The organism is Kitasatospora sp. NPDC001540 (genome assembly GCF_042894345.1).
Lineage (GTDB): Bacteria > Actinomycetota > Actinomycetes > Streptomycetales > Streptomycetaceae > Kitasatospora > Kitasatospora phosalacinea_C.
The window spans coordinates 17,233-37,587 of sequence record NZ_JBIAVO010000043.1 but is presented as its reverse complement, the minus strand read 5'-3'; the positions used below and the strand labels follow the sequence as shown (position 1 = coordinate 37,587).

The 20,355-nt window shown below is 76.6% G+C and carries 17 protein-coding genes; 11 read left to right on the top strand and 6 right to left on the bottom strand.

Annotation, left to right across the window (positions count from 1 at the left end):
- Positions 1-29: 29 nt before the first annotated feature.
- The gene (locus ACFY00_RS33405; RefSeq protein ID WP_388036730.1) at positions 30-1,337 is read left to right on the top strand and encodes a C40 family peptidase; all 1,308 of its coding nucleotides are present in this window, start codon (positions 30-32) and stop codon (positions 1,335-1,337) included.
- A 157-nt stretch (positions 1,338-1,494) separates the two neighbouring features.
- On the opposite strand, the gene ACFY00_RS33400 is transcribed toward ACFY00_RS33405, so the two are convergent.
- Entirely contained in the window at positions 1,495-1,851 is a 357-nt protein-coding gene (locus tag ACFY00_RS33400; RefSeq protein WP_388036727.1) for a hypothetical protein, read from the bottom strand.
- Between the two features lie 357 nt (positions 1,852-2,208).
- Here ACFY00_RS33400 and ACFY00_RS33395 point away from each other — a divergent pair, with 357 nt between their 5' ends.
- Positions 2,209-3,504 (top strand): GNAT family N-acetyltransferase, encoded by a 1,296-nt coding sequence (locus ACFY00_RS33395; protein WP_388036724.1) that lies wholly within the window; start codon positions 2,209-2,211, stop codon positions 3,502-3,504.
- Positions 3,505-3,878: 374 nt separating this feature from the next.
- On the top strand, positions 3,879-4,217 hold the full coding sequence (locus ACFY00_RS33390) for a hypothetical protein (RefSeq protein WP_388036721.1): 339 nt from the start codon (positions 3,879-3,881) through the stop codon (positions 4,215-4,217).
- 303 nt (positions 4,218-4,520) lie between these two features.
- Here ACFY00_RS33390 and ACFY00_RS33385 read toward each other — a convergent pair whose 3' ends face one another.
- Positions 4,521-5,345, bottom strand: coding sequence for a TetR family transcriptional regulator (locus tag ACFY00_RS33385; protein ID WP_388036719.1), 825 nt, complete (start codon positions 5,343-5,345; stop codon positions 4,521-4,523).
- A gap of 294 nt (positions 5,346-5,639) precedes the next feature.
- Between ACFY00_RS33385 and ACFY00_RS33380 the strand changes: the two genes are divergently transcribed.
- A complete protein-coding gene (locus ACFY00_RS33380; RefSeq protein WP_388036716.1) occupies positions 5,640-6,176 on the top strand; it encodes a GNAT family N-acetyltransferase in 537 nt (178 codons plus the stop codon).
- Between the two features lie 44 nt (positions 6,177-6,220).
- Here the strand turns inward: ACFY00_RS33380 and ACFY00_RS33375 are convergent, their stop codons facing one another.
- Entirely contained in the window at positions 6,221-7,414 is a 1,194-nt protein-coding gene (locus ACFY00_RS33375) for an MFS transporter (RefSeq protein WP_388036713.1), read from the bottom strand.
- A gap of 110 nt (positions 7,415-7,524) precedes the next feature.
- Between ACFY00_RS33375 and ACFY00_RS33370 the strand changes: the two genes are divergently transcribed.
- A complete protein-coding gene (locus tag ACFY00_RS33370; protein WP_388036711.1) occupies positions 7,525-8,532 on the top strand; it encodes a LysR family transcriptional regulator in 1,008 nt (335 codons plus the stop codon).
- Positions 8,533-8,617: 85 nt separating this feature from the next.
- On the opposite strand, the gene ACFY00_RS33365 is transcribed toward ACFY00_RS33370, so the two are convergent.
- Positions 8,618-9,232, bottom strand: coding sequence for a YceI family protein (locus tag ACFY00_RS33365; protein ID WP_388036708.1), 615 nt, complete (start codon positions 9,230-9,232; stop codon positions 8,618-8,620).
- A 260-nt stretch (positions 9,233-9,492) separates the two neighbouring features.
- Between ACFY00_RS33365 and ACFY00_RS33360 the strand changes: the two genes are divergently transcribed.
- The 4 genes from ACFY00_RS33360 to ACFY00_RS33345 all read left to right on the top strand — a co-directional run bounded on the left by ACFY00_RS33360 (position 9,493) and on the right by ACFY00_RS33345 (position 15,685).
- A complete protein-coding gene (locus tag ACFY00_RS33360; protein ID WP_388036705.1) occupies positions 9,493-10,557 on the top strand; it encodes an ATP-binding protein in 1,065 nt (354 codons plus the stop codon).
- Positions 10,554-12,374 (top strand): hypothetical protein, encoded by a 1,821-nt coding sequence (locus ACFY00_RS33355; RefSeq protein ID WP_388036702.1) that lies wholly within the window; start codon positions 10,554-10,556, stop codon positions 12,372-12,374. Before ACFY00_RS33360 ends, ACFY00_RS33355 begins: the two co-directional genes overlap by 4 nt.
- Before the next feature lie 85 nt (positions 12,375-12,459).
- Entirely contained in the window at positions 12,460-15,516 is a 3,057-nt protein-coding gene (locus tag ACFY00_RS33350) for an SNF2-related protein (protein ID WP_388036699.1), read from the top strand.
- A gap of 4 nt (positions 15,517-15,520) precedes the next feature.
- Positions 15,521-15,685 (top strand): hypothetical protein, encoded by a 165-nt coding sequence (locus ACFY00_RS33345; protein WP_388036696.1) that lies wholly within the window; start codon positions 15,521-15,523, stop codon positions 15,683-15,685.
- Between the two features lie 119 nt (positions 15,686-15,804).
- Here ACFY00_RS33345 and ACFY00_RS33340 read toward each other — a convergent pair whose 3' ends face one another.
- Together ACFY00_RS33340 and ACFY00_RS33335 are read right to left on the bottom strand one after the other, a co-directional pair.
- Positions 15,805-16,659, bottom strand: coding sequence for an alpha/beta fold hydrolase (locus tag ACFY00_RS33340; protein WP_388036694.1), 855 nt, complete (start codon positions 16,657-16,659; stop codon positions 15,805-15,807).
- Between the two features lie 54 nt (positions 16,660-16,713).
- Positions 16,714-17,361, bottom strand: coding sequence for an HAD family hydrolase (locus ACFY00_RS33335; RefSeq protein WP_388036692.1), 648 nt, complete (start codon positions 17,359-17,361; stop codon positions 16,714-16,716).
- 148 nt (positions 17,362-17,509) lie between these two features.
- Between ACFY00_RS33335 and ACFY00_RS33330 the strand changes: the two genes are divergently transcribed.
- Positions 17,510-18,865 (top strand): hypothetical protein, encoded by a 1,356-nt coding sequence (locus ACFY00_RS33330; RefSeq protein ID WP_388036689.1) that lies wholly within the window; start codon positions 17,510-17,512, stop codon positions 18,863-18,865.
- A complete protein-coding gene (locus ACFY00_RS33325; RefSeq protein ID WP_388036686.1) occupies positions 18,862-20,298 on the top strand; it encodes a hypothetical protein in 1,437 nt (478 codons plus the stop codon). Before ACFY00_RS33330 ends, ACFY00_RS33325 begins: the two co-directional genes overlap by 4 nt.
- The last annotated feature ends 57 nt before the right edge of the window (positions 20,299-20,355 follow it).

Genomic DNA, 20,355 nt, shown 5'->3' with positions numbered 1-20,355 from the left:
CGCGGCCCGCCGCCGAGAGAGGACCCGTCATGCCGCGCAGGCTCCTCCCCACCCTCCTCCTCGCCACCGCCTCCCTGCTCGCCCTGCTGCCCGCGGCGAGCGCCCCGGCGGCGAGCGCCCCGACCGCCTTCGCCCCGGCCGCCTTCGCCGCGACCGCCTTCGTCCCGGCCCGGCCCGCCGACGACCCGGAGCCCGACTTCCCCTCCGCGGAGGACGTCGCCCGCGCCCACGCCGACGCCGACGCCAAGGCCGCCGACGCCACCGCCCTCGAAGCCCTGCTGGCCGCCGCCCGGGGCGAACTCGACCGGGCCGGGCAGGCGGCCGAACAGGCCGTCGAGGCGTACAACGGCGCACTCGTCCGGCTCGACCGCGCCGAACAGGCCGCCCGGTCCGCCGCCGAGCGCTCGGCTGCCGCCGAGACCGCCCGGGCCGAAGCCGCCGACCGGGCCGCCGGGCTGCTCGCCGAGATCTACCGGCAGGGCGCCTCGCCCCAACTCTCGGCCATCAACGCCCTGTTGGACCCGCACGGCACCGCCTCGCTCTCCGACCGGGCCGCCGCCGTCGGCACCGCGGGCGCCCGGACCCGGCAGATCCTCGACGACGCCACCGCCACCGCGCGGGCCGCCGCCCGCGCCGCCGACGAGGCCCGCAGCGCCGAGGCCGCCGCCCGCGCCGCCGCCGGGACGGTCCGCGACGCCAAGGAACGCGCCCAGCAGCACGTCGCCGACCAGCAGGCCCGGGTCGCCGAGACCACCGCCCGCCGGGAGACCCTGCTCGCCGAACTCGCCACCGCCCGCCACACCACCGTCGAGCTCGAACGCCAACGCCAGGAGGCGCTCGACGCCATCGCCGCCCGCGAGGCCGAGGAGGCCGCCCGCCGCGCCCAGGCCGAGGCCGAGGCGGCCGCCGCGGCCGCCCAGGCCAACGCCGCCCGCCACCACCCCGCCCCGCAGCGCGAGAGCGCCTGGTCGGCGGGCGGCTCCGCGGCCGCCCTCGCCTTCGCCCGCTCCGTCATCGGCCTGCCCTACATCTGGGGCGGCGAGGGCCCGCAGGGCTACGACTGCTCCGGCCTGACCATGATGGCCTGGCGCCTCGGCGGCAAGCGCCTCACCCACTTCGCCGCCGACCAGTACGCCGAGTCCACCCCGGTCAGCTACGCCCAACTCCGCCCCGGCGACCTGGTGTTCTGGACCAAGACCGGCCGCGCCGCCGACATCTACCACGTCGCCATCTACCTCGGCGACGACCAGATGATCGAGGCCCCCCGCCCCGGTACCGCCATCAAGCAGGCCAGCCTCTGGATCATGGGCCGCCCGGACTTCTACGCCCGCCCCTGACCGGCGCCCGCCGGGTGAGCGGTTCCGAGTCCGGTGGAGTCCCCGGGGCCGCCCCGGGGCGCGGCCCCGGACGCCGCCGTACCTGCTACCGACTCACCCCGGCCGGAGGTGCGGAGCGAATCTTCGAGCCGACGTACCGTCCCGTGAAAAGCCGCCGTCATGGACGAAGCGTCGGACGACCAGGCCGTACGGAGGTACCGGTCAGCTCCCGGCTCTGGATGCGGGCCGGCAAGTCGGCCCGGGCTCGCCAGAAGTCTGCATCGCGAGGGTCGGCCAGCCACCCCGTCATGCGCTCGGCACCCGCTTCGAAGGCCCGGGGCAGCGAGATGCCGTCACCGATGACGAGGCCGAGGACATCGACGTCATGGGTGCCGTGGTCGGTCTCGCACCAGCAGCCCACGTTGACCGCGGCGGTCAGCTCGTGCCGACCCTGCGCCGTCCAACCCACCTGGAGCTGGAACTCCAACCAGTCACTGCCCTCCTGCTCCTGAACGATGTCGAGGAGGAGGATCACCCGTGTCCGGGACTCCGGCCCGGTGAAAACCGCATGCGCCGGCTCCCACTCCCACTGCGCCGCGGAGGCCCCGGGCCGAGCCGCGTCAATGGTGCGAGCCGTGCACCGGAGCGACTCGGCGGCAGCAGCGGGCAGGAGGGGGAAGAGTCCGCGCAGGGGACGTCGTCGAAGGCGCCTCGGCTCATGGGCATGAGCCGATCATCCGGCGTCCTCGGCGGTGGCGACAAGCGTTCCGCCGCTCCCGGCGTCTCAGCGGATCCGCAGCCCGGCAGTCGCCCGGCCGCACGCGTTGCCCGGCAGCCAGGGCGGCGGGAAAAACCGGATGCCGGGGCCGGGAGGCCGTCGTACGGTGGCTCGATGGGCAACGACGCGCAGCAGGGCCCCCACCGGGGCATCGAGATCCGGCCGATCACCCATGAGGAACTGGCCGACTGGGACCGGGCGATCGCGCTCGGGTTCATGCGCCCGCACGTCGCCCCGGCGACGGAGTGGCGGGAGCTGCTGTACGAGCCGGGGCGGATGCTGGGCGCCTTCGACCACGACGGTCCGGCGGCCGACGGGCGGCCGCGCTGCGTGGCGACCTTCCGCAGCTTCGACACCGAACTGACCGTGCCCGGCGGGGTGCAACTGCCGGTCGACGCGATCACCGGCGTCACCGTCAACGCGACCCACCGGCGGCGCGGCCTGCTCAGCGGCATGATGCGGCAGGACCTGACCGCGGCCCGCGAGCGCGGCGCGGCGGCCGCGATCCTGATCGCCGCCGAGCACAACATCTACGGCCGCTTCGGCTTCGGCTCGGCCGCCCCGCTGGCCGGTTGGCGGGTGGACGTGCTGCGTTCCGGCGGCATCCGGGCCGGGCTGCCCGTGCACGAGGGCCACCGGATCGACTTCGCCACCCTGGAGGAGTTCCGCAAGCTCGGGCCCGAACTGCACGAGCGCTGGCGCCCCACCCAGCCCGGCGCGATCGGCCGGCCCGAGGCCTGGTGGCGGCTGCGGTCGGGCGAGATCGACCTGCCCGGCTTCGACTGGAAGCAGGGCTTCACCGCCTTCCACCGCACCGCCGACGGCACCCTCACCGGCATGGTCAACTACACCGTCGACGACAAGTGGGACGGCTCCTACCCGGACTGCCCGCTGACCGTCCGGGACTTCCTCGCGCTCGACCGGGAGACCGCCAACGCGCTCTGGGCGTTCGCCTTCTCCGTCGACTGGGTGCGCCACGTCGTCGCCCCGTACCTCGGCCCCGGCGACCCGCTGCCGCTGCTGCTCGGAGACCCGCGCGGCGCCAAGCCGCACGAGGAGAACGCCGACTTCACCTGGCTGCGGCTGCTCGACCTGCCCGCCGCGTTCGCCGCCCGCCGCTACGAGACCCCCGGCCGCCTGGTGCTGGACGTCGCCGACCGCGCGGGCTGGACGGCCGGGCGCTGGGCCCTGGAGGCCGCCGCCGACGGCACCGGCCGGATCGTCCCCACCGACGATCCGGCCGACCTCGCGCTCGACGTCTCCCGGCTCGGCGGCCTCTACCTGGGCGGCGGCAGCGCGGCGGCCCTCGCCGACGCGGCCCTGCTCACCGAGCTGACCCCGGGCGCGGCCGCCCGCGCCGACGCCCTGCTGCGCACCGCCCGCGCGCCCTGGAACCCGGACAGCTTCTGACCCGTCCGTGCCCTGCGGGGCGGGGGGAGTCGAGCAGGCGGGCGGTGTCAACCTGGAGTGTGCCGAGTTCACCTTTGCGGGTGTCGAACATCCTTGCGGTGGCGTGGAGTTGGCGCGGCGCGGGCGCAACTCTGGCGTACTGCGGGTGAGCTGGGGCGTCATGGGCGGTCGTGACCACCCGGAGGGGTGAACGCGAGTTCCGGGCGGGCGTTGCCGTTCGAAACCGACGGATCGACAGCCGGGCCGCCCCTGCATAGCGTTCGGGTCATTCGAGTCGCCCGCGACAGCAGAGAAGTGCCCCGGTGGGTGAAGCAACACCCCCGGGGCCGCGTCGGAGCGACTTCCCGAACCCTGCAAGCTCAAGGGGCTCCGACGTGTTCCAGCTTAGCGCCTGGGCGGCACCCTGCGTGACCGTCCCCGTACTCCTCGTCGTCCTCGGGTTCGTCCGGTACCTCTCCGGCCACCGCGTCGGAAGCGGCGCGCCCCGGGGCCGCCACCGGGCGGGCGCCGCCGGTGCTCCGGTGCCGCCGCCGCCCGTCCGGCCGCCGAACACCCTGCCGGTGTGCTCCCGGTCCCGGCATCCGCTCTCCCTGCACGCGCTGCGCCGCACGATCATGCCCAGGCTGCCGGTGGTCCACGGCCCCGCCGTCCGGATCGCCGCCGTCCGCACGGCGCCCCGTCCCGTCCCGGTCGGACTCCCGCGACGACCGTGACGGCCGTGACGCACGTCACGGGGCGTGGGGGGAGTGCGGCGTCCGGCTCGCTCCTCTGTTCAGGCGGACCGTTCACCGGATCCGCACGGGGAGAGCCTCATGGCACGTCAACTCACGGCTCCACAGCGACCGTTGCCCGTCCTCGCCGGGGTGCGCCACCACGCCGGGGCCGGGCCCGCCGACGCCCCGTCAGCGGGTGTCCTCGTCCGCCGTCCGCGCCCCCGCCCGAGGCCGCTCCGGCCGCTTCCGGGGCACGACCCTCACACCGGTGCCGGGCGGTGCGGTCGGCCGCCCGGCCGGGTGTCACTTGACGATGCCCTTGCCGATGCTGGGCAGCACGAAGTCCTGGATCAGGCCCTTGGCGTCGCGGACCAGGGGGCGGAAGACCCGGTAGCGGGAGAGGTTGATCAGCCGGGCCACCAGCGGGGTGGAGCGGCGGACGAACTCGCGGGTGCGCTCGGTGTCGGGGGTGCGGTCGAAGACCCAGTAGAGGACGACGACCATCAGGTGCAGCCAGAGCACGTCGGGCAGCAGCTCGACCAGTTCGGCGTCCAGCTTCGGGGCGAGCTCGGAGCCCTGCAGCACGTCGCGGAAGAGCTCGACGGCGGTGGCGCGGGCGGGGTGGGACTCGTTGGAGAACGGGCTGAGCGAGCTGGTCGGGTCGGCCGCGGTGCGGAAGAACTGGGCGGAGAACTCGTGGTACGGCGCGGCGGTGTCGATCCAGGACTCGATCGCGATCTGGAGGCGCTCGGCGAAGTCCCGGGTGTGCGCCATCCGGGCCTTGGCGTCGGCGGCGTGGTCGTACGTCATCCGGTCGTAGAAGCCCTGGATCAGGAACTCCTTGGCCGCGAAGTAGTAGTACGCGCTGCCGACCGAGACGCCCGCCTCGGTGGCGATCGCCCGCATGGTGGTCTTCTCGTAGCCGCGCTCCTGGAACAGCCGCATCGCGGTCTCCAGGATCAGCGCGCGGGTGGCCTCGCTCTTGTCGGTCTTCGGCTGGGCCCGCCCGCCCGCCAGCTCGCCGGACGCGGGCAGGCCGGTGGCCTGCCCGTCCCTGTCGCTCCCGCTCCCCGCGTCGCCGGATCCCACCGGGCGCTGCTGAGCCTGCTCCTGGCCGTTCCCTGACACCTGCCCCGCCTGATTCGCTTCCGTCACGGTCGCCTACGGGCCCGAGCCTAGCCCGGACCGGGACAACTCCGGACCGGGAGGGCGAATCGGAAGCCGGAGCCGTGCCCGGTGCCCCCCGGCACCGGGTCGGTCGGGCGCGCCGAGCCGTCCGTCCGGCGGGCCGGGGGCGACATCCGGAGGCGGAGTTTCGAACATGTTCAGAAATCCGTGGGGACGACTCTAGGGCACGGTTCGGGCACGCTCAACCCCTCGGCGCGGAAAGGCCGGGGAAGGGGGGTGTGGCAGGCTGGTCGGATGCCCGCCACCGACCGCACCCCGCCGCCGCCCGCGCCGCCGCCCGCCCTGCGCGAGGGCGGCGCCGCGGACGCCGCCGCCGTCGCCCGGCTGCACACCGCGGGCCGCCGCAGCGCGTGCGCCGGGCTGGTGCCGCAGTGGGCGCTGGACGCGGAGGCCGCCGACCAGGAACTGCTCTGGACGCTGCGGCTGGAGGCCGACTACGGGACGCCCGCCGACACGCCCGTCCTGCTGCTGGCCGAGGGCGGCCCGGGCGGCTCCGCGCTCGGCTTCGCCTACCTCGTGCCGGACGGCGGCGAAGTCCGGCTGGAGCAGTTGCACGTGCGCCCCGACCGCACCGGCGGCGGCATCGGCACCCACCTGCTGCGCGCCGCGCTGGCCCGCTACCCGCGGGCGCCCGTCCGGCTGGACGTGCTGGCCGCCAACCGGCGCGCGATCGCCTTCTACGAGCGGCACGGCGCCCGCCGCCTGGGCCGCGGCACCGCGCACTTCCCGGACGGGACGCAGCTGCCCGAGTACGGGTACGGCTGGCGCTGACCCGCCCCGCCCGGTCGGGGCGTGGCGCGGCGCGGAGTGGTCGGTCACGTCCGCCGGGCGAGGCGGGTGGCCGCGAGCAGGGCGAGCAGGGCGGCGGCGGAGGGCAGCAGGTAGCCGGTGCCGGGGGCGGTGTGCTGGGCGAGGGCGCCGCCGAGGGTCGCCCCGGTCGAGATGCCGACCAGGATGGCCGAGACCGCCAGCGCCATCCCCTCGGTCAACCGGCCCGCGGGCAGCAGTCGTTGGGCCAGCGTCATGCCGCTGACCATGGTCGGCGCGGTGCCCGACCCGGCCGCCAGCAGCGCCGCGCCCAGCAGCGGGACGCCCGCCCCGGCCAGGCCCGCCGCCAGCGGCAGCAGCATCAGGGCGGCCATCGCGCCGGTGCCCAGCGCCAGCCGCACCGCCGCCGGTCGGCGCGGCCGGACGGCGCCGAACACCAGCCCCGAGACGCAGGACCCGGCCGCCACCAGGGCCAGCAGCGCGCCCCCGGCCGACTGCCGGCCGAGCGCGTCGGTGTACGCGAGCGTGGTCACCTCCAGCGACCCGAACAGCACCCCGGCGGCCAGGAACACCGCGAGCAGTGGCGGCAGGCCCGGCGTCCGGAGCAACCCCCTCGCGCGGGACGGTCGTTGGGCGGCCGTGGGCGGCTCGGTGGCGCGCTGCGCGGCGAACAGCAGGGTGCCCGCGGTGCCCAGCGCCCGGGCGGTGAGCAGCCCGGCCTCGGGGGCGACGGCGGTGCACAGGGCCATGCCGAGCACCGGGCCGGCCATGAAGCACAGTTCGTCCAGCGACTGCTCCAGCGCGTTGGCCCGGTGCAGCACGGCCGGGTCGGCGCGGTGCAGGTGCGCCCAGCGGGCCCGGGCCATGCCGCCCAGGTCGGGGCTGCTGCCGGAGAGCGCCCAGCACAGGAAGAGCGTCCAGGCGGGCGCGCCGGAGCGCACGCACAGCAGCAGGGCCGCCGTCGGCAGCGCGGCGGCCAGCACCGCGGGCACCGCGACCCGGGCCTGCCCGCGGCGGTCGACCAGCCGCCCCAGCGGTGGCAGCAGGGCCGCGCCCGCCAGCACCCCGACCGCGGAGACCGCCCCGGCCAGCGCGTACGAGCCGCGCCGGTCGGCGACCAGCACCACGACGCAGACGCCGTTCATCGCCAGGGCGAGGCGGCCGAGCAGTCCGGAGAGGGTGAAGGTCAGCGTGCCGGGGGCGGCGAACACCGGGCGGTAGCGGGCGAGCGGCAGCGACAAGGAGGGGCTCCAGAGGGGGAGGGGAGAGCCTCCAGCCTCGGGGGCGGGGGAGCGGGGCGTCCAACACCTGCTCCGCCGGATTCACCGCTTCCTGTTGTTAATCTTCGGGCGTGCCCCGCGACCTCCACCCCCGCCTGCTGCGCAGCTTCGCCGCTGTCGCCGAGACCCTGCACTTCGGCCGCGCCGCCGAGCGCCTGCACCTGGCCCAGCAGGCGGTCAGCCGCGACGTCCAGGCGCTGGAACGGGAGTTGGGTTGCGTGCTGCTGCACCGCTCCACCCGCAGCGTCGAGTTGACCGAGGCGGGCGCCGCGCTGCTCCCCAAGGCGCGCCAACTGCTGGATCTGCAGGCTGAGATCACCGCGCTCGGCGAGACCCGGGCGCTGCTGGTCGACCTCAACAGCCAGGACTGGGGCCCGGACTCCGCTGCCGAACGGGTGCTCGCCGCAGCCCGCCGGCACTGCCCGGAGGCCGAGCTGCTGGCTCGCTACTGCGGCGGACTCACCGCCGCCGCACGGGAGTTGGCCGCCCACCGGCTGGACGCCTCGTTCGGCCGGTACGCCGGGCTGCCCGCCGCCGACCGGGCCCGGCTGGTGCACCTGCCGGTCCGGCTGGAACCGATGGCGGTCTTCCTGCCGCTGGGGCACCCGCTGGCCGCGCTGCCCGCCGTCCCGCTGGCCGCGCTCGCCGGGCACCCGGTGGACGTGCTGGCCGGGCAGCCCGCCACCGCCGAGTGGACCGACCTCGGCCTGCGGCTGCTCGCCGCGCACGGCCTGAGCGCCGCGCCCGCCCGCACCCCGCCGGTCGGCGCCGCCGAGTTCGCCCGCTACCTGTCCCGGCACGGCAGCCCGGTGCTGACCTCCGCCGGGGCGCACGGCGTCCCCGGCGCGGTGGCCCGCCCGCTGGTCGACCCGGTGCCGCTCAGCCTGGTCGGCCTGGTGCACCGCCCGGGCGTCCGCCACCCGGGGCTGACCGCGCTGCGCGCCTGCGCGGCCGAACTCGCCGCCGCCGAGGGCTGGTTGATCCGTCCGCCGGGCAGCTGGCTACCGGCCGAGGACGCGGCGCTGCTGCCCGACCGAGGGCCGGGGAGCGGCAACCGAGGGCCCGGGGGCGGCGGTTGAGCACCCGGGAACGGCGGCGCCCCCGCCGAGGGGGACGGCGGGGGCGGTACCGGGGAGGCCGAACGGGCGGCCCGGGCAGGCGGGTTCAGGAGGCTCGCACGGCGGAGACGTCCAGCGTCAGCTTGACCTTCTCGCCGATCAGCACGCCGCCGGTCTCCAGCGCGGCGTTGTAGGTCAGGCCCCAGGCGGTGCGGTCGACGCTGGTGCCGCCCTCGAAGCCGACCCGGTTGGCGCCGTACACGTCGGTGGCCGCGCCGGTGAACTCCAGGTCGAGGGTGACCGGGCGGGTGGTGCCCTTGATGGTGAGGTCGCCGTGCAGGCGGTAGGTGTCGCCGTCGACCCGCTCGGCGGAGGTCGACCTGAAGGTGATCTCCGGGTGCGCGGCGGCGTCGAAGAAGTCGCCGGTGCGCAGGTGCTCGTCGCGCTGGGCCTGGCCGGTGCTGATCGAGGCGACCTTGATCACCAGCTCGGCGGTGGACGCGGCCGGGTTGCTGCCGTCCAGGTGCAGCTTGCCCTCGTACTCGGCGAACTCGCCGCGGACGTTGGTGACCATCGCGTGCCGGACCGCGAAGCCGATCCTGGAGTGGGCGGCGTCGATGGTGTAGTCGCCGGTCAGGTGGGCCAGGTCCGGGCCCTGGACGGCGGTGGCCGGGGCGGCGACGGTGGCGGCGGTGTTCTTGCTGCGGTTGAAGATGCCCATGGCTTCTCTCCTCGGTACGGGGGTCGAAGCCGTTTGTTGAGGCTTCAACTTGTTCACGTGGTTCACCGTACGCCGATCTGGTTCAACTTTCAACCATGATGTTGAAAGTTGTCCAAAGTTCCCGGCGGGGTGCCGCGCACAGCGTTGTCCCCAGCCTGTGGACAGCCGTCGCCACCGCCCGGAAAACCGGGTGCGCCCGCCCGCCGCGCCGTTCACACTGGCCGCCGGACCCCCGAAACCCCACCCTCCCTGGGAGAGTCGTGCAGTCTGCCGTCACCGTGTCCCCGTCCCAGGTCCCCGAACTGCTGCTCGGCCTCGCCACCGTGCGGCCGGTGTTCCTCTGGGGCGCGCCCGGCATCGGCAAGTCCTCGCTGGTCAACCAGTTCGCCGAGTCGCTCGGCCTGGAGTGCGTCTCGCTGCTCGGCACCCAGCTGGCCCCCGAGGACCTGATCGGCGTCCCGCAGCTCACCCCCGAGGGCCGCTCCCGGTTCTGCCCGCCCGAGACCATCGCCCGCGACCAGCCGTACTGCCTGTTCCTGGACGAGCTGAACGCCGCCACCCCCGACGTCCAGAAGGCCTTCTACTCGCTGATCCTCGACCGCCGGATCGGCAGCTACGAACTGCCGCCCGGCTCGATCGTGATCGGCGCGGGCAACCGCGCCACCGACGGCGCGCTCGCCCGCCCGATGCCGTCCGCGCTGCTCAACCGCCTGGTCCACGTCCACCTGCGGGCCAGCTCCGACGACTGGCTCGGCTGGGCCGCCGGGCACGGCATCCACCCGTGGGTCCTCGACCACCTCACCGACCGGCCCGACCACCTGTGGTCCGCCCCGCCGAAGACCGAGGAGCCGTTCTCCACCCCGCGCGCCTGGCACATGCTCTCCGACGCGCTGCACTCCTTCGGCCCCGGCCTCGGCGAGGACACCCTGAAGGTGATCGCCCACGGCCTGCTCACCCCCGCCCACGCCGTCGCCTTCTGCGGCTACGTCAAGATCGTCCGCAACGCCTACGGGCTGGACGCGATCCTCAAGGGCGACGCCTCCTGGCCGCACCGCGTCGAGGACCGCGACCTGCTCTACTACCTCGCCGACTCCTTCCGCGGCCGCCTGGTCAAGGAGCTGCCCGCCCGCAAGGAGCACGCCTCGCCGACCGTCCGCCAGCACGCGTACCGCTCCAAGTCGCTGCTGGTGCAGCTCGCCGAGATCTCCGTCGAGGTCGCCCAGACCGTGATCGCCGACGGCCCCGACGGCAACCCCGTGCTGCCGTCCTGGTTCCTGATCGAGGCCGCCCGCGACCTGCCGCGCCTGGTCGAGGCCCGCCGGTGAGCGGTCGCCGCCGGGCCGCCGGGCCGGAGAAGGCCGCCGAGCCCGACCCGGTCAAGGCCGCGTTCACCGCCGGACTGGCCGCGGTCCACGGCAACCCCGCGCTCGACGCCGTCCCCGCCGGGCTGTGCGTCCGGGACGAGGACGACTGCCCGCTGCACCCCGCCACCGGCTGGGTCGTCGCCGACTCGCACGGCACCCTGCACCACAACCGCCGCCGCCGCGCCGAACCCGAGGAGTGGGCCCGGGCCCTCGCCCACGCCCTGCTCCACCTCGGCTTCGGCCACCTCCCCGCCGCCCGCGGCGCCCGCGTCCAGCCCGACGCCGCCGACCTCGCCGCCCGCTGCGCCGTCGTCAACCGCTTCCTGCACACCTTCCCGATCGGCCGCGCCCCCGACGACCTGCCCGGCAGCTGGCCCGGCGGCGACGAGGAGGAACTCGCCGCCCGCTGGCGCCGCGACGGCGTCCCGCCCGAGTACCGGGCCTGCGGCACCGGCGGCGACCGGCCCGACCAGCACCTCACGCCCTGGACCGCCCGCCAGGACCCGGAGGACTGGACCCTCGCCTTCGCCCACGCCCTCACCCGCACCGTCTCCGCCGCCATGGACGTCGCCGCCGGCCGCCGCGAGACCCTCGACGGCGCCCGCCTCCCGCAGCGCCCCTGGGACCGCGCCCTCGGCTGGTTCGTCGCCCACTACCCCCTGCTCGGCGGCCTCGCCGCCGGACTCACCCTCGTCGCCGACGCCGAACTCGCCCGCGCCCACGGCATCACGATCGCCGCCGTCAACGCCGAGGCGGGCGAGATCTACCTCAACCCGCTGCGCCACCACACCGACGAGGAGTGGCGCTTCGTCCTCGCCCACGAGATGCTGCACGCCGCCCTCCGCCACGGCGACCGGACCGGCGGCCGCGACCCGTACCTGTTCAACGTCGCCGCCGACTACGTCATCAACGGCTGGCTGCTGGAGATGGGCGTCGGCGAGATGCCCGAAGGACTGCTCCACGACCCCGAGCTGAAGGGCCTGTCCGCCGAGGAGGTCTACGACCGGATCGCCCGCGACCAGCGCCGCCTGCGCCGCCTCGCCACCCTGCGCGGCAAGGGCCTCGGCGACGTCCTCGGCGAACCGCTGCCCCGCGCGGGCGGCCGCGGCTACGTCGACCTCGACGACTTCTACCGGCGCGGCCTCCAGCAGGGCTTCGACCTGCACGTCCGCGACCGCGGCCTGCTGCCCGCCGGGCTGGTCGAGGAGATCCGCGCCCTCGCCCAGCCGCCGCTGCCCTGGGACGCCCGGCTCGCCCGCTGGTTCGACGAGCACGTCCCCCGCCCCGAACCGCTGCGCTCCTACGCCCGCCCCTCCCGCCGCCAGTCCGCCAGCCCCGACATCCCGCGCGCCGGACGCCACCACCCGTACGAGGAGACCCCGCGCCGCACCTTCGGCGTGCTGCTCGACACCTCCGGCTCGATGGACCGCACCCTGCTCGGCAAGGCGCTCGGCGCGATCGCCTCCTACGCGGCCGCCCGCGACGTCCCCGCCGCCCGGGTCGTCTACTGCGACGCCGCGCCCCACGACGCGGGCTACCTGCCGGTCGCCGAACTCGCCGGCCGGGTCCGGGTCCGCGGCCGGGGCGGCACCGTCCTGCAACCCGGCGTCGACCTGCTCGCCCGCGCCCCCGACTTCCCGGCCACCGCGCCCCTGCTGATCATCACCGACACCGACTGCGACGTCCTGCGCGTCCCGCGCCGCGAGCACGCCTACCTCGTCCCGCGCGGCGCGAGCCTGCCGTTCACCCCGCGCGGGCCGGTGTTCCACCTGAGCTGAGGGCCCCCGGCCCCGCGTCCTGCGGAGGTGTCGGCGGGCCGATCTACGCTGGAAGGCCCTTGCGCCCGCCCACCGGAGGTCCTCGATGTACGTCCTGCACGCCCAGTGGCGGGCCGACGGGCGGCTCGGGGTGTGGGCGGAGGACGGCGCGGCGTTCACCGGGCGCGGGCGGGAGGGCTCGCGGCACCCGTACGCCTGCCCGGCCGCCGAGGTCGCGGCGCTGCTGCGGGCGGTCGGGCCCGGCCCGGCCTGGCTGGCGGAGCGCGGCGACGAGCGCTGGCTGACCCTGCGGCTGCCGACGCTCGGCTCCCGGCCCACGCCCTCGCCCGACCTGCCGGTCGGCTCCACCGCGCGCGGCCCGGAGCTGCGGCCCTGGCGCGTCCCGGCGCTGCTGTTCGACCTGCCGGAGGCCGCGCAACTGCTCGGCGAGCTGTTCGACCCGTACTGGCCCGGCACCACCGTCGAGCTGCCCGGCGGCCGAGCGGTGGAGCTCGCGTACGGGGCGTCGCTGCGCTGGCTGACCGGCGTGCACGACCTGGCCTGGCGGCTGGCGGGGCGCGGCCGGGTGCTGCCCGCGCTGGTCGCGGAGCCCGGCGGGTGGGCGGCGCGCTGGCGGCCCGCGCACGACCCGGCCAGCCACCGGGAGGCCCGCGCGCTGGCGGCCGGGTGCCCGCCGGTCGCCCGCGCCGAGTACGGGCACGAGCCCACCGGCGGCGCCCTGTTCGCGACCGTGCTGGAGGCCCTCACCGACCACGAGACCCGGGTCGCGCTGGGGGAGGACGCCCCGGAGCCGCCCGGCGCGCCCGCCTGGGTGGCCGCGCTGCACGGCCCCGACGGGCGGCTGCCCGCCCCGCCCGACCCCGCGCAGGTCGCCCGGCTGGCCGCCGGTGCGGCCGGGACCGAGCCGCTGGGCCTGGTCCGGCTGGCCTTCCGCCTCGCCGAACCGCTCGGCACCGCCGCCGACGACCCGGACGCCACCGCCGTGGACGAGAACTGGCGGCTGGACGTGCTGCTGGGCCCGGTCGACCGGCCCTCGCTGCTGCTGCCCGCCGCCGAACTCTGGTCCGCCGGGCCGGGGTCCGCCGCGCTGGCCCGGGCGGTCGACGACCCGGTCGCGGCGTACCTCGCCGAACTCGACCGCGCCGCCCGCCTGCTGCCCGAGCTGCGGGCCGCCCTGCACCGCACCCGCCCCACCGGGATCGACCTCGACCGGGCCGGAGCGCTCGCCTTCCTGCGCGACACCGCCCCCGCGCTCGCCGCCGCCGGGCACGGCGTCCTGCTGCCCGCCTGGTGGCAGCGCCGCCCCCGGCTCGGCCTCGCCGCCACCGCGCGCACCACCGCCCCCGGCTCCGTCCGGCGCGCCGCCCAGGCCGACCGGGACGCCCTGCTGGACTTCCGCTGGCAGCTCGCTGTCGGCCAACAGCCGCTCAGCCAGCAGGAGTTGGACGAACTCGCGGCCGCCCAGGCGGGCCTGGTCCGGTTCCGCGGCCGGTGGATCGAGGTGGACGCCGGACAGCTCGCCGCCGCCCTGCGCTTCCTCGCCGCCCGCCGCGACGACCCGCAGCTCGACGCCGCCGCCCTGCTCCGCCTCGCCGCCACCGACGGAGCCGTCGTCGACGGCCTCCCGGTCACCGCCGTGCACGCCGACGGCCCGCTCGGCGACCTGCTGGCCGGGCGCCTCGGCCGCCTCCCCGGCGCCCGCCGCACCCCGTCCCCGCCCGGCTTCACCGGTGCCCTGCGCCCGTACCAGGAACGCGGACTGGCCTGGCTGGACGCCCTCGGACGGCTCGGCCTCGGCGCCGTCCTCGCCGACGACATGGGCCTCGGCAAGACCGTCCAGACCCTCGCCCTGCTCGCCCTCGAACACGCCCGCGGCGCCCGCGGCCCCGTCCTGCTGGTCTGCCCCACCTCGCTGGTCGGCAACTGGCAGCGCGAGGCCGCCCGCTTCGCCCCCCGGCTGCGCGTCCAGCTCCACCACGGCCCCGACCGCACCGCCCCCGACCCCGCCGCCGACCTGGTGATCACCACCTACGGCGTCCTCCAGCGGGACGCCGCCGCGCTGCGCGCCGTCCACTGGCGGCGGATCGTCGCCGACGAGGCCCAGCACGCCAAGAACCGCGCCGCCCGCCAGTCCCGCGCCCTGCGCTCGCTGCGCTCCGGCCCCCGGATCGCCCTCACCGGCACCCCCGTCGAGAACCGCCTCGCCGAACTCCACACCGTCCTCGACTTCGCCAACCCCGGCCTGTTCGGCACCCCCGAGTCCTTCCGCGAACGCTACGCCGTCCCGATCGAGCAGTCCGGCAACCGGGAGGTCGCCGCCGCGCTCCAGCGGCTCACCGCGCCCTTCCTGCTGCGCCGCCTCAAGAGCGACCCCGAGATCGGCCGACAGCTGCCCGCCAAGCAGGAGTTCACCGTCCGCTGCAACCTCACCCCCGAACAGGCCGGGCTCTACCAGGCCGTCGTCGCCGACCTGCTCGACCGCCTCGGCGGCATCCGCGGCGTCGAGCGCAAGGGCGCCGTGCTGGCGGCCCTCGGCCGACTCAAGCAGGTCTGCAACCACCCGGCCCAACTCCTGCGTGACCGCTCGCCGTTGGGCGGCCGCTCCGGCAAGGTCGAACGCCTGGTCGCACTGCTGCGGGAGGCCCTGGCGGAGGGCGACCGGGCCCTCGTCTTCACCCAGTACGCCGAGTTCGGCACCCTGCTCCAGCCCCACCTGCGCCGCCGCCTGGGCACCCCCGTCCTGCACCTGCACGGCGGCCTGACCGCGCCGCGCCGCCAGGAACTCGTCGACCGCTTCCAGGCCCCGGACGGGCCGGGGGTGTTCCTGCTCTCCCTGAAGGCGGGCGGCACCGGGCTCAACCTCACCGCCGCCAACCAGGTCGTCCACCTCGACCGCTGGTGGAACCCCGCCACCGAGGACCAGGCCACCGACCGGGCCCACCGCATCGGCCAGCAGCGCGACGTCCAGGTCCGCAGGCTGGTGTGCACCGGCACCGTCGAGGAACGCATCGCCGAACTCATCGACAGCAAACGAGAGTTGGCGGATGCGGTGGTCGGCACCGGCGAGCACTGGCTGACCGAGCTCCCCACCGAGCAGCTCCGCGAACTCCTCACCCTCTCCGCCGACGCGACCGGAGCCTGACCCCGTGGACCAGCCGATCGACCAGTGCCTCGACACCTTCTGGCAGGGCGAGTTCACCCTCCGCCCCACACCCCCCGACTCGCCCGCCCCCGCCCTCCCCGAACTCGCCCCCGACCTCGCGCACCTCCTCACCCCGCTCTACCGGCACCTCACGGAGCAGGACTCCTGAGGGCACCTGAGGGCACCTGTTCGGGGGCTCGGGGAACGGCGAGTCCGAGCTGCTGACGGCCGGAGCCCACCGAAGGTCCGTGCTGCTTCGGGTCAGGACCTCAGCCCGGAACGTCCGGTTCAGGCGCCTTCCAGGAACTCCCCCACCAGCGCGGCGAACCCGGCCGGGTCCTCCACCCACGGCCGGTGGCCCACTCCCGGCAGGACGGCGAGCCGGGCGGCCGGGTGCAGGGCGGCGGCCAGGCGCGCCGGGGCGGTGCCGATCATCCCGTCCCGCTCACCGGCGACCACCAGCACCGGCGCCGCCACCGGCCGGGGCGCGGCACCGGCCCCGTCCGCACCCGCACCCGCGCCCGCGCTCGAGTAGAACGCGTCCCGCATCCAGGGCGCGGCCGACACCAGCTCCGGGTCGAAGGCCGCCGCGCGGGCCCGCTCGTTCCAGGTGCCCCAGAAGAACGGCGTGATCCGCCGGACCAGCTCCGCCGGATCTCCCGCCCCGGCGGCCAGCAGGGCCTCCGCCTCGGCCGCGTCCGGGTACCAGGGCTCGGCCGCGCGCGCCGCCCGGATCGCGGCGAGCTCCGCCGGGTCGGGCTCCCGGGCGGCCCGGCCGACCGGGGTGACCAGCACCAACGACCGTACCCGGTGCGGGAATTCGGCGGCGTAGCGCTGTGCGGTGAGGGCGCCCGCGGAGTGGCCGAGCAGGTCGATGCGGTCCGCGCCGAGGTGTTCCCGCAGGGCCTCCACGTCCGCGGCCTGGGCGGCGAACGCGCAGCTCACCCGGTCGGCCGGCGCCGCCGAGCGGCCGCAGCCCCGCGGGTCGAGCCGGACCAGCCGCCGGTGGGCGTCCAGCCCGCCGAGGGTGCCGAGGTAGCGGGCGTCCGCGCCGGGGCCTCCGGGGAGCGCCACCAGGGGTGCGCCGTCGCCGAGTTGCTCGTAGTGGAGGGCCGTGCCGTCGTACCCGGGGAAGATCGTCATGGCCCGGATGGTGGCACGCCCCGGCCGGGCGCGGCAGAGGATTTCACGGGCCGGTCAGAGCAGGCCGTAGCCGCCGAGCGCCGCGCGCAGCCCGGCCGCCCCGCGGTGGTGGTGGCCGGGCATGCCGAGAGCGGCCGCGGCCGTGAGGTGGCCCGCGGTGTCGTCCACGAACAGGCAGGCGTGGGGCGGGAATCCGGCGCGCTCGGCGGCGGCGAGGTAGATCCGCGGATCGGGCTTGGCCGCGCCGACCCGGGCGGAGTTGACCACCGCGTCGACGGCCCGGTCCAGCCCGAGCGCGGCCAGGTCGGCCTCCAGCGCGGTGGTGCCGTTGGAGACCAGCACCACCGGGACGCCGCCCCGCCGCACCTCGGCGACCAGGGCCAGCACCTCCGCGTCCACCCGGAACGGCTGCCGCCCCCAGTCCGCGACCGCCGCCCGCGCCCGCTCCGCCGACCCGCACCCGGCCGCCAGGTCCTCGGCGACCGCGGCCCGCCACTGCTCGTCGCCGACCCGTCCGGTGACGGCGGGCAGCAGCCGCTCCGGCCGGAACGCGGCCGCGGCGACGGTGCCGGGCGCGAAGCCGTGCGCCAGGTCGACGTCCGCCAGGTCCGCCCAGATCCGCAGCACCCCGTCCAGGTCGCACAGCACCGCACCGATCCGCCGCTCCGCCATCCCGCCCAGCCCTCCCGTCCTCGTTCCCACGCCCGTTCCCGCGCCCGTTCCCGCGCCCGTTTCCGACCGGCGTGACCGCTTCGGTCGGTGAAGTCCCTTCCGGGCGGCGTCAGTTCGTCGCGTTCACCCTACTTCTCCGTATGGCAACCACCCCCGTCGCGGGGGCACAATCACCCCCATGCCCCCGCGCCCCCGGCACCCGCGCACCCTGCTCGCCTACGCGGCGCTGCTCGACCACTCGATCGACCGGATCGCCGAACTCACCGCCGACGCGAGGCAGTCGGACCCGGAGGAGGTCCACCGGCTGGCGAACGTGTGGGACAACAACACCTTCGGCCTGTTCTCGGCCGCCACCGCCCCCACCCGCTGGGCCCGCGGCCGCCGGGCCCGCGCCGCGCTGCGCTGGATGGCCGACTGCGGCGCGGACCGCCGCGCCTGGGTGGCCGGACGGACGGCCGCCGCGGGCTTCCCGGTCGAGCACTTCCTGCTGCCCGCCGGGCGGGAGGTCCAGCACATCCGCGACCACCGCGGCACCATCGACCACTTCATGGGCGACCTCACCCCGGAGTACGCCGACGGCCTGGCCGCCGAGTACGACCTGGCCGCCGCCGAGGTGGACTCGCTGCGCCTGGAGGCGTACGGGCCCGCGGCGGTCCGGGGCACGGTTCGGCTCCGGCTACCGCGCCGCTTCCCGGACGACGGTCGGGCGCGGCGGCCGTTCGGACAGCTCTCCGTGGACGTCGAGGCGGTCACCGCGGCGCGCTTCGACAGCACGGACACCCGGGGCGCGGCCATCGACTTCGCGGACGACGGCGGGCTGCGGCTCCGCTTCGGCCGGAGCGGGCTGCTGGGCGGCCCGGGCGCGACCCGCCGGCTGGAGGACGAGTGCTGGCACCTCTCGCCGACCGGCCGCCGCTACGTGGCCGCGCACCCGCCCGAGGACGACCCGCCGGTCACCCGGCTCCGGTCGAACGGCAACCCGACGCCGTCCGGGGAGGCCCACACGACCGCGAGTGTCCTGCACCGCGTCATGCTGGCCGTTCGCTGCACCCGTTTCCACGCCAGCGCCGGAAGAGTTCCGGTGCACCACCTGGCCACCGCGCTCACCGGCGCGGGCACCCGGGTCCTGGACGCGGGCGTCCGGCGCGGAGCCGCCCGCGAGCGCGCGTTCCGGGCCCTGGCGGACGACTGGCGGCGGCGCGGCGGCAGGCAGTTCGACGAGGCGTTCCGCGACCTCTACGACGCGGACCCGAGCCCCCTCCCCGTACCCGCCCGGCTCCGCCTGGTCTCCTACCGGGCCGCCGCCACCGACAGCGACTTCGACCCGTCCGCCCCCGCCACCCTCTCCCTGCACCTCGCCCAGCCGCCCGCCCCCGGGGCCCCCTGGGTGCTGCGCTCCCTCGACCTGAACGCCCCCGGCCCGCTGCGCCTCACCCTGGACGACTTCCACCGCACCGCCGTCCCCGACCTCGCCCCCGGCCGCCTCGCCTTCGGACCGGGCCTCACCGCCACCGGCGCCCCGGAGCCCGCATGACCCCGCCACCCGCCGCTCCCGCCTCCGCCCGCCACCCGCGCACGCTGCTCGCGTTCGCCGCCCTGCTGGACGCCTCGATCGACCGGATCGCCGAACTGGCAGTGGACGCCCGGGAGTTCGACCGCGCCGAGGTCGACCGGCTGGCGGACGTGTGGGACAACAACACCCTCGCCCTGTTCGGCGCCGCCACCGCTCCCACCCGCTGGGCCCGCGAGCACCGCGCCCGCCGGGCCGTCCGCTGGCTGGCCGACCTCGGCAACCGGCGCCGGGCCTGGGTGGTGGAGCGGACCGCCGCCGCGGGCGTCCCGGTCGAACGCCTCCTGCTCCCGCCCGATCCCGAGCCCGCCCACCTGCGCTCCTGGGGCGACGCCATCGACGTCCGGTTCGCCGACCTCGACCCGGAGTCCGCCGCCTGGCTGGCCGCCGAGTACGATCTGCCGGGCGCCGAGTTCCGACGGCTGGCGGTCGAACGGCCCGGCTCCGGCGCGCCGTACGCCCGGATCGTCTTCGCCCTGCCGCGCCGGTACCGCCAGGTCGCCCGGCGTCCGGCCGAACTCGTCCTGAACGTTCCGGAGTTGACCGGCCTGCGGTTCGCCGGGCCGGACGTCGCCGGGCTGTTCCCGCAGGTCGGGCCGGACGGGGTGGTGCTGGGCCTGGGGGCGGGCGGCGAACTGCGCGGTCCGGCCGCGTCCTTCAAGCTGACCGACCCGCACTGGGAGTCCTCCCCGACCGGCCGCCGCTACGCGGCCGCCCACCCGGAACGCGCCGAACCCCGGATCCGCCGCGCCCGGGGCCCGTACTGGTGGGCGTCGGCACCGCGCGGGCGGGCGGGGGAGGCGGCCCGGGTGCTGCGCGCGGCGATGTTCGGGATCCGGATGGTCGGCCACAGCAGCGCCGTGCACCGCACGCCCGTCGCCGCGATCGCCGCCGGGCTGTCCGGCGCGGGCCGCCGGATCCTGGAGGCCGGGGCGGTCCGCGGCCGGGCCGAACGGGACGCCGCCTTCCGCGCCCTGATCGAGCAGTGGTTCCACCGCGGCGGTCCCGACCTCGTCCGGGAGGTCCGCGACCACCTCCCCGGCCACCTGTTCCCCGGTGACCTGCTCCCCGCCGACCACGCCTGCCCGGACGGGTCCCGGCCCGAACCCGCCCCGCCGCGCCCGGTCCCGTCCGCCCTGGTGCTGCTGCACCACGGGGCCGCCCACCACGACCCCGGCTGCCCCGACCCGACCCCGTCCTTCCTGCAGTTCCAACTCGCCCAGGCCGTCGAGGGCCCGGACGCCCCCTGGCGGTTCGCCGGCCACCGCCTCGAACACCCCGCCACCCTGCGCCTCACCCTGGACGCCTTCCACCGCACCGCCGTCCCGGACGCCGCCCCCGACCGCCTCGCCCTCGGTCCCGGCCTCACCGCCACCGGCACCCCCGGGCTCTACTGAGCGGCTCGCCCGAGGGTGCTAGCAGTCTGCTTGCAATTGCAAGCACGGCGGTGCAGA

Excerpts from the sequence above, each read along its gene's own strand:
- ACFY00_RS33405 (WP_388036730.1), top strand. The coding sequence starts at position 30 with ATGCCGCGCAGGCTCCTCCCCACCCTCCTCCTCGCCACCGCCTCCCTG.
- ACFY00_RS33395 (WP_388036724.1), top strand. The coding sequence starts at position 2,209 with ATGGGCAACGACGCGCAGCAGGGCCCCCACCGGGGCATCGAGATCCGG.
- ACFY00_RS33380 (WP_388036716.1), top strand. The coding sequence starts at position 5,640 with ATGCCCGCCACCGACCGCACCCCGCCGCCGCCCGCGCCGCCGCCCGCC.
- ACFY00_RS33365 (WP_388036708.1), bottom strand. The coding sequence starts at position 9,232 with ATGGGCATCTTCAACCGCAGCAAGAACACCGCCGCCACCGTCGCCGCC.
- ACFY00_RS33350 (WP_388036699.1), top strand. The coding sequence starts at position 12,460 with ATGTACGTCCTGCACGCCCAGTGGCGGGCCGACGGGCGGCTCGGGGTG.
- ACFY00_RS33340 (WP_388036694.1), bottom strand. The coding sequence starts at position 16,659 with ATGACGATCTTCCCCGGGTACGACGGCACGGCCCTCCACTACGAGCAA.
- ACFY00_RS33330 (WP_388036689.1), top strand. The coding sequence starts at position 17,510 with ATGCCCCCGCGCCCCCGGCACCCGCGCACCCTGCTCGCCTACGCGGCG.
- ACFY00_RS33325 (WP_388036686.1), top strand. The coding sequence starts at position 18,862 with ATGACCCCGCCACCCGCCGCTCCCGCCTCCGCCCGCCACCCGCGCACG.